This is a genomic window from Streptomyces sp. A01, assembly GCF_059026195.1.
Genome location: NZ_JBWLKN010000040.1, coordinates 1 through 15,836, shown reverse-complemented (window position 1 = coordinate 15,836; position 15,836 = coordinate 1). Strand labels below are relative to the sequence as shown.

Below are 15,836 nucleotides of genomic sequence, written 5' to 3'. Positions count from 1 at the left end.
GAGTCACGGCCCAACACAGACGCAACAAACGGTTAACAGCACATCGCCGCTTGGCTAACCTGGCCGCCGGAGCAGCGGGTTAACCATTCCGACTTCCTTCGTTCACCTTCCCGTAGGCCACAGGTCGAGACGAATGCCGGGCGGCCACCTAGCGTCACCCGAGTGGTTAAGCTCTCCGTCATCGTGCCGTTTTATAACGTGCAGACCTATGCACCTGACACACTGAGAAGTCTGCGCGCCAACGCGCGTGACGACTACGAATTCATTCTTGTAGACGACTGTTCGAAGGATGGGACTCCGGAGATTCTGGAGCGCGCCGAGCGCGACCTTCCCGGGGCCGTCCTCGTACGGCACGAGCAAAACGGCGGGCTTGCCACCGCCCGCAACACCGGTCTTGACGCCGCGCGCGGCGAGTACCTCACCTTCCTCGACGGCGACGACTGGCTCGCCCCCGGGTACTACGCACAGCTCCTGAGCGCCATGGAGGAGTTGGGCTGCGACTTCGTACGGACCGACCATGTGCAGTGCACCAATCGTGCGCGGTCGATCCACCGGGTGCCGCACGGGCGGCGCGGGGTGGTGATGGACCCCCGGCAGGCGATTCTGCCGTCAGACCGGTCCACCTCGGTCGACTACGCGTTCGCGTGGGCCGGGATGTATCACCGCCGCCTCGCCGACGACGGCCTGCTGCATTTCCGGCACGGCCTGCGGACCGCCGAGGACCGGCCGTGGATCTGGCGCCTGCACCGCGAGGCGAAATCATTCGCCGTACTCGGGATGCTGGGCGTCTTCTACCGGCGCGGAGTCGCCTCGTCACTGACCCAGATCGGTGATGTGCGGCAACTCGACTTCATTCGCGCATTCGATCAGGTCATCGAGGAAACCGCGCGCGACAAGGAGGCTCATATCCTGCTTCCGAAGGCGGTACGCACGTACTGTGCGATTATTTCTCATCACCTCGGTGGTATCGAAAGGTTTGAACCGGCCGTGGCAAGAAAGTTGCGCTCGATGAGCGCGGCGGCGATGAAGCGCATGCCGCAGAACGTACTGAATGACGCCCTGGACTCGATGGACTACGACCGCGCGGCGCGCCTGAGAAGGCTGCGCCGCCGCCCGGTCGGCCCGGAGGTCGCGGTCTGATGAGCACGCGTCAGCGCACCCAGATCTTCTTCGCCTCGACGCTGTACGGCGCGGCGACGCTCGCCGCCGCCATCGACGCGGACTGCTTCGCCCCGGCCGACCGCCGCCTGCTGCTGGTCAGCAACAACGCGGCGACGCCGGAGACCACCCCGGCGCTGGACGAGATGCCGGGCTTCTCCGTGCTGCGCCCGCGCTTCGACCGGGTGCTGTCCTGGAACGAGACGATCAGCCCGTTCCACCCGGGTGGCTGGTCCCCGCGCGGCGACGACGCGCCGCTGTGGGAGCGGCACCTTCGGCTGCTGTGGGACCTCGGGGACGACGACGTCGAGATCGCCCTGGAGTCCATCCAGGTCAACCCGGCCCTGGCCCTCGCCCGGCTGTTCCCGTCGGCGCCGCTGGACGTGTACGCCGACGGGCTGATGAGCTACGGCCCGACCCGCAACAAGCTCGACCCGCTGATCGGCACCCGCGTGCGCCGCCTGCTCCATCTCGACCTGGTGCCCGGGCTGCGGCCGCTGCTGCTCACGGAGTTCGGCGTCGAGCCGGAGATCGTGCCGACGAGCCAGTTCACCAAGGTGCTCGCCGAGGTCGCCGGGGTCTCCCCCGAGGTCGGCGTGCCCGACACACCCGTGGGCGGCAAGGGCCCGGCGCTGCTGCTCGGCCAGTATCTGTCGGCGCTGGACATCCTCACTCCCGAAGAGGAGGAGGAGCTGCACGTACGGATGCTGCGCGGAGCCGTCGCGCTCGGCCACCGCCACGTGGTGTTCAAGCCGCACCCCACCGCCCCGGCCCGCTGGTCGCGGATGGTGGAGAAGGAGGCGACCACGCTCGGTGCCACGCTGACCGTGGTGGACTCCCCCGTGCTCGCCGAGGTGCTGTACCAGCGCACCCGGCCCGCGCTGGTCATCGGCTGCTTCTCCACGGCGCTGATCACCGCGAGCGCGCTGTACGGCCTGCCGGTCGCCCGCACCGGAACCGACGTCCTGCTGGAGCGGCTCACTCCGTACCAGAACAGCAACCGCGTACCGGTCACGATCGTCGACGCCCTGCTGCCCGACCTCGACGACCGCGCGGCGCTCACCAACTGGCGCGCACCGGCCGGTGAGCGGGCGGGCCGGGAGCTGTCGGGCCTGGTCACCGCCGTCGGCTTCGCGATGCAGTCGCAGATCTACCCGTCGCTGCGACCGGCCGCCGAACGCTATCTGTCGGCGAAGCTCACCCCGCACACCTGGCGCTACTTCAAGCGCCGCCGGCTGACCTCGCTGGGCCTGCCCGGCGCGGTGCCGTCGCATCTGTCCTTCCTGCCGCGCAACCCGACGGTGCGCAAGGTCGCCCGCAGGGCCCGCGCGGTGCAACGCCAGATCAAGAAAAGGGCGGCCTTCCCATGACGGCCCCGAGCACCGCGCCGGACGCCACCACCGCACCCCCGGCCTCCCGGCCGGGGGTGCTCGACACCCCGCCCGGCCTGGAGGGGAAGCCGCCAAGGCAGCGCCCGCCGTCCCGGCTGCGGGCCCTGGACGGGCTGCGCCTGGTCGCCGCCCTCATGGTGGCCTGCTACCACTACGGAGGCCGCGACGGCGAGATAGCCAAGGCGTGGGGGAGCTCACCGGCAGACCAGTTCCCCACCGCCTCCGGCCTGTTCGCGTACGGCTGCCTCGGTGTGCAGATCTTCTTCGTCATCAGCGGCTTCGTCATCTGCATGAGCGGCTGGGGCCGCCCGCTCAGGGACTTCTTCGCGTCCCGCGTCTCACGGCTCTTTCCCGCCTACTGGGCGGCGATCATCCTGGTCACGGCCGTGTTCGCGCTGCCATGGGTGGCGTACGCGTCGGTCTCGCCCAGCGCCACCCTCGTCAACTTCACCATGCTCCAGCAGCCGCTGGGCGCCGACCGGGTGCTCGGCGTGTGCTGGACGCTCTGGGCCGAGCTGCGCTTCTACGCCCTCTTCGCGCTGTTCGTCGTGCTGCCCGGCGCGACCCGCCACCGCGTCGCGCTGTTCTGCGCGGTGTGGACACTGGCGGCGGCGATGGCCGAAGCGGCGAACCAGCCGGTCCTCGACATCGTCCTGATGCCCGAGTACTCCTCGTTCTTCATCGGCGGCATCGGCCTCTACATGGTGCATCGTTTCGGCAGCGACGCCCTCGCCTGGGGCATCGTCGGCGTCAGCTTCCTGATCGGCCAGCACTACGCGGTAGCCGGGCTGTGGCACGCGCCCAACCCGGACTTCTTCTCCTACCGCCACGCCTCCGTCATCGTCGCCATCGTGGCGGCCGGATACCTGGCGGTCGCCCTGGTCGCCCTCGGCAGACTCCAGTGGGCCAACTGGCGCTGGCTGACCGTCGCCGGAGCCCTCACCTACCCCTTCTACCTGGTCCACGAGCACCTGGGCTGGGTCACCGTGCAGATACTCCACCGCGAGCTGGACATCCCCTCGTACGCGACGTTCCCCCTCGCCATCGCGCTGATGCTGGTCCTGGCATGGCTGCTGCACAAACTGGTGGAGAACCCGCTGACACCGGTCCTGAAGCGGTCGCTGACGAAGGTGCGGGTGCGGTAGCCGACCGAGGAAACGGTCCTTCTACGGCATGGCCGCACCCGGCGACGGGTAACGGCCGCGCCGCTGCCGACTGCTGCGGCGGCGGCGGAACAGGGCGACAGCCGAGCTCACAGGGGCGGGTGAGCGCGGACCAGCCGGCGCGGCGGACCAGCCGGCCGGTACACCGGCGGACGAGCCCGGCAGGCCGGGCCGGCCCGCGCCCGGGCGCGCCGACGCCGCCGAACCCATCGCAGCGGCTAAAGCGGCTAGAGCGGCCGAGGTGCCGCGGTCAGGCATCGGCCGTTCCGCGGCCTGCCAGGGCGTTCCATTCGTCTTCGAGCATGGAGTACTGCACGATGTCGTACCAGACGCCGTCCGCGTGGCCGTAGTCCCGGAGCACGCCCTCCTTGCGCATGCCGGACTTCTCGGCGGCCCCCTGGGCGGCCACGTTGGAGGGCAGGAAGCCCGCCCAGATGCGGTGCATCCCGAGCCGGTCGAAGCCCAGGGTTCCCAGCAGGTAGCCGATCTCGACGCTGTGGCCGACGCTGACCTGGTCGGCGCGCAGGGCGATGCCCACCTCCGCGCTGCGGTGGCCGGTGCGTACGATCTCGCCGTCCGGCGACTTTTCCAGGATGAGCTTCACCGAGCCGATCAGCTCGCCCGTCGCGACCACGCTGACGGCGAGCCGGTAGTGCGTACGCGGCTGCTCTCTGGCACTGAGCATGGCCTGCTCGACCAAGGCGGAGGCGTCGGAGCGCTGAAAGGGCCGCATGCCGAACTGGCTTGTGGTGCGGGGATCGCCGAAGATGCCGAGGACGCCATCGACGTCGCTGGGCAGGAACTCCCGCAGCCGCAGCTTGCCGCCGTCGATGAGGACGGTCCGCTGGCCGGGCACCGACGGCGTCGGCGTCCCGGTCGCCTCCTGCCGCTCGGGTGATCCCTCGCCGTCCTGCGGCTCCTGAGGTTCCTGCATGACACGGCGCTCCTGCGTTTCTCGCTGCCCACGGCGCTCCTGCTGCGGCGGCTGGTGCCGCAGGCCGTGGCTTGTGATCTGGCCGTCGTCCCGTTCCCAGCCCTGGACCCAGTCCTGCAACCGGCCTTGGTCGTGCCCCTGACCCTGCTCCTGGTCCTGGGGCTCGTGCTGATCGTGGTGCCGGCCCTGGTGCTGATCGCGGTCCTGCCCGCGGTCCCCGCTCCGGGCACGGTCCCGGGCCCGGTCCCGATCTCTTACCTGACCCAACTGCTCTTCCAGTCCCTGCCGCACGCTCATCCGCGATCTCCCTTGTGGTGTTCGGTCAGTCCGAAGAGCACGCGCGTCACCCACAGCGGCCTGCGCGCGCGCAGGACGGGAAGCAGGCCGACCAGTGGCAGCAGCCAGCCGCAGATGAATCCCCGGCCGCGCGGTTCCCTGACGGCGCGCACAGCGACGACGTTGGGGTGCGCCGCGCTGAGCCTGCGCTGCTCGGCGGGGTCCATGCCCCACGTCATCGGCGGCGGCCGGTAACCCGCTGGATGCCGCCAACGGCCGCGCGTCGTACGGGCGGTGACCCATGCGGGCGGGGTGTCGAAGACCAGCTCGGCTCCGGGGAAGCGTTCCGCGCAGGCGGCGACCAGCCGGTGCACCTCGTCGGCCAGCAGATACATCAGCATCCCCTGGGCGATGATCAGCACACCACGCGAGGTGTCGACGTCGTCCATCCAGCGCTCGTCGGTGGCCGAGCAGGCGAGCGTGCGGCGGCGCGGCGTGTCCGGCAGCAGCCGCTGCCGTAGCGCGGCGACGTCGGGCAGATCGACGCTGAGCCAGCGCATCCTGCCGTTGTCCACCCGCCAGAACTGCGTCTCCAGACCTTCGCCGAGCGAGACGACCGTCCCGTCCGGGTGGTCGGCGAGGAAGCGGCGCACTTCGCGGTCGTAGCAGCGCGCCCGTACGGCGACGCCTTGCGCCTGGCCCCAGTTGCCCATGCCGAAGCGCAGCTCGAAGGGGTAGCCGATGGCTTCGATCAGCTCGATGGCCTTGGGGTCGACCAGTGCCGACCCTGCGTCCTTGGCGGCCAGTACCCGGTGGTGCAGCGTCCATAGCGTCGTCTCCGGCACACCGGCGAGTTCGACCTTCCGCTCCTGTACGTCCATCCGGCGAGAGTGGCAAAGTCGCTGGTCGCACACCAAGAAACGTCACTCTGCCGCGCGTAAACCCCACACTTCCGGCTGAGAGTTCGCCCGCATCGGTGGCCTCGGTTGACAGCGTTACGAGCAGGTTCCGCTTCCCTTCCGGCCAACCCCGCGGCCGCCGTCACGACCACCGTCGCGGCCACCGCCATGAGCCCGTCGTGGCTGCCGCTGCGGCGTCGCCCGTACGTCATGTTCCGAAAGCCCGAGCGCAAGTCACCGCGTACACCCCCGAGTAAGCCCGCACGCCACGCCAATGCCGTACCGCACGGAGCCGACAGCGAGCGGCGAGCAGCGGCAGAAATCAGCAGACAGCGGCAAACGGCGGCAGACAGCGGCGGCTAGCGGCAGACAGCGAGAAAACGGCGGACAGGGCGGTCACCGTGCCGACGTCCCGCCGACATGGTGGCCGCCCTGCCCGGACCGCTGCGCGACGCAGCCGCGCTAAATCACCAGCGACAGCAGCAGCACCAGACCGCCCGCCACCACCGAAATGATCGTCTCCATCAGCGACCACGTCTTGATCGTCTGACCGACGTTCATCCCGAAGTACTCCTTCACCATCCAGAAGCCCGCGTCGTTGACATGGCTGAAGAACAGCGACCCAGCACCCACGGCGAGGACGAGCAGCGCCTGGTGCGTGGTGGACATGTCGGTGGCGAGCGGGGCGACGAGACCGGCGGCGGAGATGGTCGCCACGGTCGCCGAGCCCGTCGCCAGCCGGATGCCGACCGCGATCAGCCAGGCGAGCAGCAGCGGTGAGACATCCCAGTCGTTGGAAAAGTCCAGGATCATCTGGCCGACGCCGATGTCGATCAGCGTCTGCTTGAAGCCGCCACCCGCACCGACGATGAGCAGGATGCCCGCGATCGGGATCAGCGACTTGTCCACCGTGGTAGACAGCCGCTCCCTGGCGAAACCGGCCGCCCGGCCGAGGGTGAACATCGCTACGAGGACGGCGGCGAGCAGCGCGATCAGCGGGGAGCCGATGACATCGGTCACCCGCTGGAGGTGGTTGTCCGGGTCGTCCACGACGATGTCGACGAGCGCCTTGCTCAGCATCAGGACGACCGGCAGCATCACCGTGCACACGGTGGCGGTGAAGCTGGGCCGCCGCTCCAGGTCCTCGGAAGGCCGCTGCGGAACCAACCCCTCCGGCGGGGTGATGTCCACCCAGCGAGCGGCGTAACGGGCGAACACAGGACCGGCGATGACCACGGTCGGGATGCCGATGAGCACGCCCAGCGCCAGCGTCACCCCCAAGTTGGCGTCGATGGCGTCGATCGCGGCGAGCGGTCCCGGGTGCGGCGGCACGAGTCCGTGCATCACGGACAGCCCCGCGAGCGCCGGGATACCGATGCGCATCAGCGAGTAGTTGCCGCGCTTCGCGACGAGCAGCACGACGGGGATCATCAGCACGATGCCGACTTCGAAGAAGAGCGGCAGGCCGATGATTCCGGCGATCAGGGCCATCGCCCAGGGCATGGTGCGCTGGTTGGCCCTGGCGAGGATGGTGTCCACGATCTGGTCGGCGCCGCCGGAGTCCGCGAGCAGCTTGCCGAGGATCGCGCCGAGCGCGATGAGCACGCCGACGCCACCGACCGTGGAGCCGAGTCCCGTCGTGAAGCTCGTGATGGCCTTGTCCAGCGGCGCCGCCGCCACGGCACCCAGCACGAGTGAGCCGATGGTCAGCGAGAGGAAGGCGTGCAGCTTGAACTTGGTGATGAGAAGGACGATCACGGCGATGCCGACCAGGACGGCGATCCCCAACTGCGCGTGACCTGCCGAAGTGATCGGTTCGGCGGTATCCGCTGCCAGCATCTCGACACTGAGAGTGCTCACGGGCCGGTTCCTAACGTGGGAGTGGGGTGTGTGCGGGGCTAGGTGGAAGGGGGAGAGACGGGCGAGGGTGGACGCTCGTGGGGCAGGCGCTCGTGGGACGGACGAGCACCCGGTGGTGGTGCGCGCTCCGGGTGAGCGGCGGGGCGAAGCTGGAACGGCCTGCGGAACAGTCCTGCGGGCTTACGGGCTTACGGGCTTACGGGCTACCGGCTTACGGGTTCCGGCCGGTGGACCGTGAGGCCGACCGGCCCCGTACGGACCAACCGGCCCGTACGAACCAACCGACGCGCACGAACCAACCGAGCCGTACGAACCAACTGGTCCGGCACAAACCGACTGGTCCCGTACGGACCAGTCGGCCCCGTACGGAAACCACGCGCCTCGCACGAAAGCCACGCGCCCGTGGGGTCTCCAGGACGAGGGGGATGTACGAGGGGGATGTACGAGACAGACCTACGCGGGCCCCGCGAGTGGCGGCTGGGCGGACAGCCGTCCCGCGGAGCCCTGCGGGGTGGCCGGGTGCTGCGACCGTGGCCGGCGCGTTACGGGGGATAAGCGCCGGCCACGGCGTTCTTGGGGGGCGCGTCGCGGACGACGCGCTACGGGCTGGCGAGCGGGCCGCGCTCCCCGGCCGGGCCGCCGCCGTCACCGTTGTCACGACCCTCGGGCCGATCCGGCGGAACGAGCCGGTCCAGGGCGGCGATCGCCTGCTCCGTGATGACCTCCGGGCTGGGCGTGACGTCCACCGCGACGCCGGGTTCGTCGGCACCGAGCGGTTCGAGGTCGGCGAACTGCGAGTCGAGGAGCGCGCCGGGCATGAAGTGCCCCTTGCGCCGGCTCAACCGCTCGGCGATCAGCTCACGGTCGCCGGTGAGGTGCAGGAAGACCAGCCCTGGCGCGGCCGCCCTGAGCCGGTCGCGGTAGCCGCGCTTGAGGGCGGAACAGCTCACGACGCCCCCGCGCCCGGCGCGGCTGTGCGCCCACGCGCCGATGGCGTCCAGCCACGGCTCGCGGTCCTTGTCGTTCAGCGGCGTACCGGCGGACATCTTGGCGATGTTCGCCGGGGGATGGAAGTCGTCGGCTTCGGCGTACGGCACGCCGAGCTGGGCGGCCAGCGACTGACCGATCGTGGTCTTGCCCGTCCCGGACACGCCCATGACGACCACCATGTGGGGGGCTTGCATCGCAACCTCGCTGTCTTCATCGACCTCGATGACGTCCCACACCCTCACCCATACGTACGACGTATTCAAGAGGCTGTGATGTAAAAGTCATACTTAATTAATGGTGTGTGGTTCGCCGTAGGCTGAGCCCATGGAAAACCAGGGGCAGGGGCTCCACGCACGGGTGCTGGCCTCCCTCGGTCCGGCGATCACGGCGGGCGAGTACCCACCGGGCACGGTGTTGCGCACGGACGAGCTGGAACGGCGCTTCGAGGTCTCGCGCACCGTCATACGCGAGGCCGTACGGGTGCTGGAGTCGATGTACCTGGTGACGTCGCGGCGCCGCGTCGGCGTCACGGTCCGCCCCGCCGAGGAGTGGAACGTCTTCGACCCGCAGGTGATCCGCTGGCGGCTGGCGGGCGCCGACCGGCCGCGCCAGCTCCGCTCGCTGACCGTGCTGCGCTCCGCCGTGGAGCCGGTCGCCGCAGGTCTCGCCGCCGCCCTCGCCACTCCGGCCCAGTGCGCGGAACTGACCGAACACGCCCTCGGCATGGTGGCCACCTCACGCGGCCAGCAGCTCGACGCCTACCTGGTGCACGACGTCGCGTTCCACCGCGTGATCCTGAACGCGTCCGGTAACGAGATGTTCGCCCGTTTGGGTGACGTGGTCGCCGAGGTGCTCACCGGACGCACCCAGCACCACGTCATGTTCACCGACCCCGACCCGGCCGCCGTCACCCTGCATGTGCGGGTAGCCGAGGCCGTACGGGAGCGGGACGCGGTCCGGGCGGAGACGCTGACCCGCGAGATCGCGGAGGGCGCGATGGCCGAGCTGGACGTCCTGGCGCCGTAGGGGGTCCGGCGGATCATGCGCGCCCGGCATCGAGCGTGCCCCGTCAGGGGCGCGGGGAACCGCGCGACCAGCCACGACGCACCCGCACTCCGCGACGTACGGACAGACACACGGACAGACTCACGGACAGGGGCGCTCCCCCGCTCCCTCCGCACGAGCCGCCGGACACGGCCCAGCCGTTACCCGTTGCCCCCCAGCGCCCCACCGGCCTACCCGGGCGCCCCGGCCCCGCGCCTGCGCGCTCAGACCGCCAGCGGGGCAGGGCTGCTCATCGGCGCGGGCGCCGAGCGCGCTCCGGCCGCCGCGCCCCGGCCACCGGCAGCTTGTCGATGACCGGCAGGTGACGGTCCCCGTGGCCGCCGCGGTGCCCGTCCGGCCAGCCCTCCGGCCACCACTCCCACCACCGTTGGTCCGCCTCCAGCTGCGCGGCCAGCGAGATCAGCGTGGGCTCGCCGTGGGCCGGGCCGAGCAGCTGCGCGCCCAGCGGCAGTCCGTCCTCGGTGATCCCCGCCGGGACGTTGATCCCGGGCCAGCCGAGCGCGTTCCACGGCCACGCGTACGGGCAGGCCGCGATGATCGCCTTGTCCGTCTCCCAGCTCGACAGCCCGGCCATCGCCCCCACGAGCGGCGGCGGCATCGCCGTCGTCGGCGCCAGGACGACATCGAACCGCCCGAAGATCTCCCCCACCCGGCGCCTCAGCGGCCCCTCCGCCGCCCGCGCCAGCCGCAGCACCCGGCCCCCGAGCAGCCGCCCGTTGCGCGCGCTGTCCCGCGTCCGTACGTCGAGCCGGTCCAGGTCGGGCGCGCGCAGCGTCCACTCCCTGATACCCGCCGTCGCACGCGGTACGAAGGCGAGGCCGACCGGCCCGTAGCGCGGCTCCGCCTCGATCACCTCGTGCCCGAGCGCCGCCAGCCGTTCGGCGGTGCGCAGCAGAGCCGAACGGACGACGGGGTGCAGCGTCTTGCGGGTCGCGGTGAACGGCGGCCTGACCGACAGTGCGATCCGCAGCCGTCTCGGCTCCTGGTCGGCGGCGGCGCGCGCCGCGATGGGCGGCGGCCGGTGCAGATCCCCCGGGTGGCCGCCGCTGGCGACGTCGAGCAGCAGCGCGGCGTCGGCGACGGTGCGGGCCAGCGGCCCGTTGCAGGTGATCCCGTTGAACGACTCGGGCTCCGGCCAGGTGGAGATCCGCCCGCGCTGCGGCTTGATCCCGACGAGATGGGTCCAGGCGGCGGGGATACGGACCGAGCCCGCGCCGTCCGAACCGAGCGCGGCGGGCACGAGTCCCGCCGCCACGGCGGCGGCCGAGCCGCCCGAGGAGCCGCCGGGGGTGTGCGCGAGGCTCCAGGGGTTACGGGTGTCCCCGAAGGCCGAGCCCTCGGTGAACGGCCACTGCCCGATCTCCGGCGTGTTCGTCTTCCCGACGATCACCGCACCGGCCACCCGCAGCCGCCGTACGACCTCGCTGTCCTGCGTCTTGACCGGAAAGTCCCCGGGGCAGCCGAACGCGGTCGGCTCATCGGCCACATCGGTGTCGTCCTTCACCGCCACCGGCACACCGAGCAGCGGCAGCCGCTCCCCTGCGGCGAGCCTGCGGTCGGCCTCCTTGGCCTCCCGCAGCGCGGCCTCGTCCCGTACCCGCCGGAAGGCGTTGAGGCTTCCCTGCGTCTCCGCGATCCGCGCGAGCGACCGCTCGCCCAGTTCGCAGGAGGACACCCGGCCCGCCGCCAGAGCGGCGGCCTGCTCTCCCAGTCCCTCGGGTATGAAACCGGTCACCATGACTGCCCCCAAACCTCCGCACTGGCCCCTAGAACGCAAGGTAAGGCCGGATGTCTGAACCGCGCACCACCACCTGACAGGCCAGGTGATGTCCGACACGAGCTCTTTACGTGGAGCGGGTGCCTCCGCATCGTTGAACGCATGACCGATATCGCAGCCACCCACTCCGGCGCCCCCACGCGTACGCGCACCGGCGGCCCCTCGGACGGGGACAGCAAGCTGATGGAGCACGTCACCGGCTGGACGCTCGTCGTCGTCCTGGCCATGCTCGTCACCCAGCTCGGTCTTTTCTAGAGATCCGCCTCTGGGGACCCCGTCTAGAGACGCCGCAGGGCAGGCGCGGCGACCGTGAACCACACCCCCTTGCCCACCGCGCCGCCCATCCCCAGCGGCGCACCGGGCGACGTGCCCCAGGTCTCGGCGAGCGCGTCCACGAGCAACAGCCCCCGGCCGTCCTCGTCGCCTGACCCGACCTCCCGTGGCACGGGCTCGACCGGGCTCCCGTCGTAGACCGTGACACGCACCCGCCCCCTCTCGATCGACAGCCACAGCAGCGACCCGACGCCGCTGGCGTGCTCATACGCGTTGGTGACCAGCTCGGACGTACACACGGTCGCGGCGTCCGCCGCCTGACTGAATCCGGCGACGCGCAGCACGGAGGCGACGAAGTCGCGTGCGATACGCGGAGATGTCTCCAACGGTGGACAGAACAGGGTGTACGAGTGCGGGACGCCTTGGCCGTTACCTAGTGGGCTCATCGCGGTTGCTTCTCTCGTGAGCAGCGGTCTGCCGAGCGGTGGCCTTGCCCCTCCGGCCGATGAGGGGTGCACTTCCGACTTACGGGCAGCACACGGGAGTTACGGCAGCGGGATGCTGTCGCTACCCCGTGTGTGGGGTGCCCTACAGACGGCAGGGGGCAACAGTGCGGCACCGCAACCTTGTCGCCAAAGGTCTGCGAGACGGATGTGGACCGTGCCAAGGTGAAGCGCCACACTCGTTGAGGAGCCCCTGGAAGGAAGCCATGCCGCTGAGGAGTAGCGTCACCGCTCGACAGGAGCGGCTGGGCACGGAGTTGCGCAGAATGCGCGAGACAGCGGGCATGACCGCTCGCGAGGCCGCCAAGTTCCTCGGTACCGATCCCGCGAAGGTCAGCCACATCGAGGGAGGCCGACTGGGAGTCAGCGAAGAACGCCTCCGCCGCCTCGCGGCCTTCTACGAATGCTCCGACCCACACCTGTTGGACGCGCTTTCGGTGATCACCTACGAACAGCGCGGCCAGGGCTGGTGGGAGGAGTACCGGGGAATGGTAACGCCACGCTCACTGGACTTGGCGGAGCTTGAGCATCACGCGATCGCCTTAAAGCAGTTCGAGGTCTTGCACATCCCGGGGCTGCTTCAGACCGAGGACTGCGCACGGGCGATGTTCGACTACGTCGTTCCGAAGTTGCCGCCATCCGAGGTCGAGCCAAGGATCGATTTTCGCCTGCGCCGGGGCGCTATTCTTGATCGCGAACCGCCGCGACCCTACGAAGTAATCGTCCATGAGGCCGCGCTTCGGACCAAGGTTGGCAGCACGAAGATCGCTCAGGCTCAACTCCAGCACATTTTGACTGCTTCCGAGCGCGACAGCGTGAACGTGCGAGTGGTTCCATTCGCGGTTGAGGGCTTCGCCGGAGCCGGGTATTCCATGTACTACGCGAGCGGCCCCGTTCCTCAGCTTGACACGGTTCAGCTCGACGCTGCTCACGACAGCGTGTTCCTCGATACGAGCGTGCAACTCGCCAAGTACCGCGCGATGTTCGCAAAGATCAAGGATGCGTCCCTCGGCCCAGCGGCGACGCGAGTCTTCATCCACCAGATCGCCAAGGAACTCTGAAAGGTCCTCGCCGTGCCCGCACCCATTCTCTGGCAGAAATCGTCATTCTCCGGCGGTGGAGACAGCAACAACTGCGTAGAGCTAGGCGTTTCCCCCATACCGTCCGCTTGGCGGAAATCCTCGCTGTCCGGAGGCGCACCCCATGAGGACTGCGTCGAGGTAGCAACGTCCTCCCCAGCCCGAATCCACCTGCGCGAAAGCGACGACCCGACGACGGTCATCCACACCACCCCGCCCGTGCTGCGCGCGCTCCTCCGGTGCCTCAAGAACGACGTGTTCGGCCCTTCACGTCCGTAAGTCAGCGGAAACAGCCCAGGAATCCGCCGGATCGTCCAGCCAGGCCCGTTGCCCCTCCGGGGTCACCGTCAGGCCGAACCGGGTGTGATCGGGCTCGCCACGGGCGGTCCACCAGCGGTAGGCCGTCTCCACCTCGTCCCAGAGGCGGCGGGGGCCCGACTGCCAGACGCGTGCCTCCTGCTCGTCGTCGCGGAACATGACGCACGCCCACGAGCGGTCACTCAGCCCGTAGAACCACACGGGCCGTGCGCCGTCGCGCTTGTCGGCGACCGCTTGTACGCAGTCCGGTACGCGCAGGCCCAGGGCGAACGGCACCGTGGTGTGGCGTCCGGTCACGAACCCGGATTCGGTGATGGTCGTGGCGGAGACGTCGGCGCCGTCCACCCCCGCTGAGACGTACACGGCGTGCGGGGGCCGGGTCAGTCTCCGCGTACGCGACTTCATGAACTCCACGGGGCGGGTGAAGTGCCCGCTGGCTTCGCTGCCGCGCACGACCAGTCTGGCGACGGCGTCCGCGTGGGAGTAGTGCGTGCCCCACGGGGCGACGATGATGCCGCCCGGCCGGGTCTGCGCTATCCACGCCGCCGGGATCTCCCGGAGTCCGACGGTGGCCAGGACACGGTCATACGGTGCGGTGTCCGCGTAGCCCTCACACCCGTCACCCGCCACGATCTCCGGGTGCAGTCCAGCGGCCAGGAGTCGTTCCCGGGCCCGCCGGGACACGGAAGGGTCCACCTCGACCGTGGTGACGCGTCCCTGGCCGCAGCGGTGGGAAAGGGCACCGGCCGTCTCGCCTGTGCCGGTGCCCACATCGAGGACGCGCATGCCCTCATCCGCCGCGAGGGCGTGGAGCATCGCGTAGACGACGGACGGCATGGACGAGGAACTCGTGGAGACCTTTCCCGGCCCCGGGCCTGGGTGCGTCCCGTCGTCCCACTGCGTCACGATGGGGATGTTGCTGTCAACGGCGGCGTACCAGGCGTCGGGATCGTCGGCCCGGACCACGGTGGCGCTCTTGCCTGTGTCCATGTCGAACGGCCACATGGCGTCAGGCAGAAAAGCGGCACGGTCCACGGCCGCGAAGGTCGGAGCCCAGTCCGGCGTCAGCGAGCCCGCCTCCAAGAGGGCGCGCCCCAGCTCCTCCCGGCCAGGGCGGCCCGTACGCGAGGAACCGGACGTCACTTCCTGTGCGTCCCGTCGCCCGGCGGCGTGTCACCGTCAGGCGACGGCGGCTCATCAGGCGGCGTCCAGGGAGTGCCGGGATGCCCGTCCCCTTCACCACCGCCTTCGCCACGCTGTCCGCCGGCACTGATCCGCGTCACCAGGTCCATTCGTTCTCCCCTCACGCACTTCGGCCACCGTGGTACGCCCGCCTCAGCGCGTACTCGCACCTGTTCGCCCGAGGCCAGAGGCGCGGTTTCCACTCGGCGCCCTGGCCAACGTACGGCGGCGAGAGGCGCGTTGGAATGTGAGACCCGGGCGACTGCGACGACACGTCGCGCGCGTACGCGAAGAGACGCCCGCCACGGGCAGCCCACCCAGCCGCCCAGCGCCCGGCCGCTCGACCCACCCGATATTCCCGCGCGCCGCACCGCCGCCTTCGCGTACCGTCCGCGCCCATGACGACCTCTCCCCAGGCACCTCCCCTGACGCCTCGCGACAAGCGCCCGCCCTTCGTCGCGGACGAGCGGACGCAGCTTGTCGGCTGGCTCGAAGTACAGCGCTCGATCGTGCGCTGGAAATGCGAAGGGCTGTCCGACGAGGACGCGCACCGGTCGGTGCTGCCGACCTCGCCGCTGATGACGATGGCGGGACTCGTGTCGCACCTGCGCTGGACCGAGCACTGCTGGTTCGAGGTCCTGTTCCTGGGCCGGGCGGCCGAAGGGCCGCAGTTCCTGGAGGAGCCCGAGGACGCCGACATGCGGGTCGAGGGTGTCCCGCTCGCGCTGCTGCTCGCGGAGTACGAGCAGCAGTGCGCGGTGTCGAACGAGATCATCGCGGCGCATTCGCTGGAGGACGCGGGGCAGCATCCCGACTTCACTTCCGGCGCCGCGAACCTGCGGTGGATGCTGATCCACATGGTCGAGGAGACCGCACGGCACGCCGGGCACGCGGACACCATCCGGGAGCTGCTCGACGGTGTGAAGGGCTATGACTGATCCGCTGCCGACCCGGCCCCCCCCCCCCCC

General features: G+C 70.1%; 15 protein-coding genes. 8 read left to right on the top strand and 7 right to left on the bottom strand.

Annotated elements, in window-relative coordinates; all coding sequences use genetic code 11:
• Positions 1-162 precede the first annotated feature (162 nt).
• Genes AC5P1B_RS32865 through AC5P1B_RS32855 form a run of 3 tightly spaced genes read left to right on the top strand, consistent with a single transcriptional unit; the run spans position 163 to position 3,694 of the window.
• The gene (locus tag AC5P1B_RS32865; RefSeq protein ID WP_493891665.1) at positions 163-1,140 is read left to right on the top strand and encodes a glycosyltransferase family 2 protein; all 978 of its coding nucleotides are present in this window, start codon (positions 163-165) and stop codon (positions 1,138-1,140) included.
• Positions 1,140-2,528, top strand: coding sequence for a polysialyltransferase family glycosyltransferase (locus AC5P1B_RS32860; protein ID WP_493891664.1), 1,389 nt, complete (start codon positions 1,140-1,142; stop codon positions 2,526-2,528). Before AC5P1B_RS32865 ends, AC5P1B_RS32860 begins: the two co-directional genes overlap by 1 nt.
• Positions 2,525-3,694 carry an acyltransferase family protein gene (locus AC5P1B_RS32855; protein ID WP_493891663.1) on the top strand — a complete coding sequence of 390 codons (1,170 nt, stop codon included), beginning with the start codon at positions 2,525-2,527 and terminating at the stop codon, positions 3,692-3,694. Before AC5P1B_RS32860 ends, AC5P1B_RS32855 begins: the two co-directional genes overlap by 4 nt.
• A 268-nt stretch (positions 3,695-3,962) precedes the next feature.
• On the opposite strand, the gene AC5P1B_RS32850 is transcribed toward AC5P1B_RS32855, so the two are convergent.
• The 4 genes from AC5P1B_RS32850 to AC5P1B_RS32835 all read right to left on the bottom strand — a co-directional run bounded on the left by AC5P1B_RS32850 (position 3,963) and on the right by AC5P1B_RS32835 (position 8,865).
• On the bottom strand, positions 3,963-4,943 hold the full coding sequence (locus tag AC5P1B_RS32850) for a GNAT family N-acetyltransferase (RefSeq protein WP_493891662.1): 981 nt from the start codon (positions 4,941-4,943) through the stop codon (positions 3,963-3,965).
• Positions 4,940-5,803, bottom strand: a complete 864-nt coding sequence (locus AC5P1B_RS32845) for a class I SAM-dependent methyltransferase (protein WP_493891661.1) — start codon at positions 5,801-5,803, stop codon at positions 4,940-4,942. Before AC5P1B_RS32845 ends, AC5P1B_RS32850 begins: the two co-directional genes overlap by 4 nt.
• A gap of 480 nt (positions 5,804-6,283) precedes the next feature.
• Entirely contained in the window at positions 6,284-7,681 is a 1,398-nt protein-coding gene (locus tag AC5P1B_RS32840) for a GntP family permease (protein ID WP_493891660.1), read from the bottom strand.
• Positions 7,682-8,280: 599 nt separating this feature from the next.
• Positions 8,281-8,865: a gluconokinase gene (locus AC5P1B_RS32835; RefSeq protein WP_493891698.1), complete on the bottom strand. Its 585-nt coding sequence runs from the start codon at positions 8,863-8,865 to the stop codon at positions 8,281-8,283.
• Between the two features lie 130 nt (positions 8,866-8,995).
• Here AC5P1B_RS32835 and AC5P1B_RS32830 point away from each other — a divergent pair, with 130 nt between their 5' ends.
• Positions 8,996-9,697 carry a FadR/GntR family transcriptional regulator gene (locus AC5P1B_RS32830; protein WP_493891659.1) on the top strand — a complete coding sequence of 234 codons (702 nt, stop codon included), beginning with the start codon at positions 8,996-8,998 and terminating at the stop codon, positions 9,695-9,697.
• 268 nt (positions 9,698-9,965) lie between these two features.
• Here the strand turns inward: AC5P1B_RS32830 and AC5P1B_RS32825 are convergent, their stop codons facing one another.
• Complete coding sequence (locus AC5P1B_RS32825) at positions 9,966-11,474, bottom strand: amidase (RefSeq protein ID WP_493891658.1); 1,509 nt, start codon at positions 11,472-11,474, stop codon at positions 9,966-9,968.
• Between the two features lie 141 nt (positions 11,475-11,615).
• Here AC5P1B_RS32825 and AC5P1B_RS32820 point away from each other — a divergent pair, with 141 nt between their 5' ends.
• Positions 11,616-11,768 (top strand): SCO1431 family membrane protein, encoded by a 153-nt coding sequence (locus AC5P1B_RS32820; RefSeq protein WP_493891657.1) that lies wholly within the window; start codon positions 11,616-11,618, stop codon positions 11,766-11,768.
• A 23-nt stretch (positions 11,769-11,791) separates the two neighbouring features.
• On the opposite strand, the gene AC5P1B_RS32815 is transcribed toward AC5P1B_RS32820, so the two are convergent.
• Positions 11,792-12,232 carry an ATP-binding protein gene (locus tag AC5P1B_RS32815; protein WP_493891656.1) on the bottom strand — a complete coding sequence of 147 codons (441 nt, stop codon included), beginning with the start codon at positions 12,230-12,232 and terminating at the stop codon, positions 11,792-11,794.
• 263 nt (positions 12,233-12,495) lie between these two features.
• Between AC5P1B_RS32815 and AC5P1B_RS32810 the strand changes: the two genes are divergently transcribed.
• Both AC5P1B_RS32810 and AC5P1B_RS32805 read left to right on the top strand, forming a co-directional pair.
• Positions 12,496-13,350 carry a helix-turn-helix domain-containing protein gene (locus AC5P1B_RS32810; RefSeq protein WP_493891655.1) on the top strand — a complete coding sequence of 285 codons (855 nt, stop codon included), beginning with the start codon at positions 12,496-12,498 and terminating at the stop codon, positions 13,348-13,350.
• A gap of 12 nt (positions 13,351-13,362) precedes the next feature.
• On the top strand, positions 13,363-13,647 hold the full coding sequence (locus AC5P1B_RS32805; RefSeq protein ID WP_493891654.1) for a DUF397 domain-containing protein: 285 nt from the start codon (positions 13,363-13,365) through the stop codon (positions 13,645-13,647).
• Here the strand turns inward: AC5P1B_RS32805 and AC5P1B_RS32800 are convergent.
• Entirely contained in the window at positions 13,636-14,829 is a 1,194-nt protein-coding gene (locus tag AC5P1B_RS32800) for a methyltransferase domain-containing protein (protein WP_493891653.1), read from the bottom strand. The genes AC5P1B_RS32805 and AC5P1B_RS32800 overlap by 12 nt on opposite strands.
• 437 nt (positions 14,830-15,266) lie before the next feature.
• On the opposite strand from AC5P1B_RS32800, the gene AC5P1B_RS32795 reads away from it, so the two are divergent.
• Positions 15,267-15,806: a DinB family protein gene (locus tag AC5P1B_RS32795; RefSeq protein ID WP_493891652.1), complete on the top strand. Its 540-nt coding sequence runs from the start codon at positions 15,267-15,269 to the stop codon at positions 15,804-15,806.
• Positions 15,807-15,836: the final 30 nt, after the last annotated feature.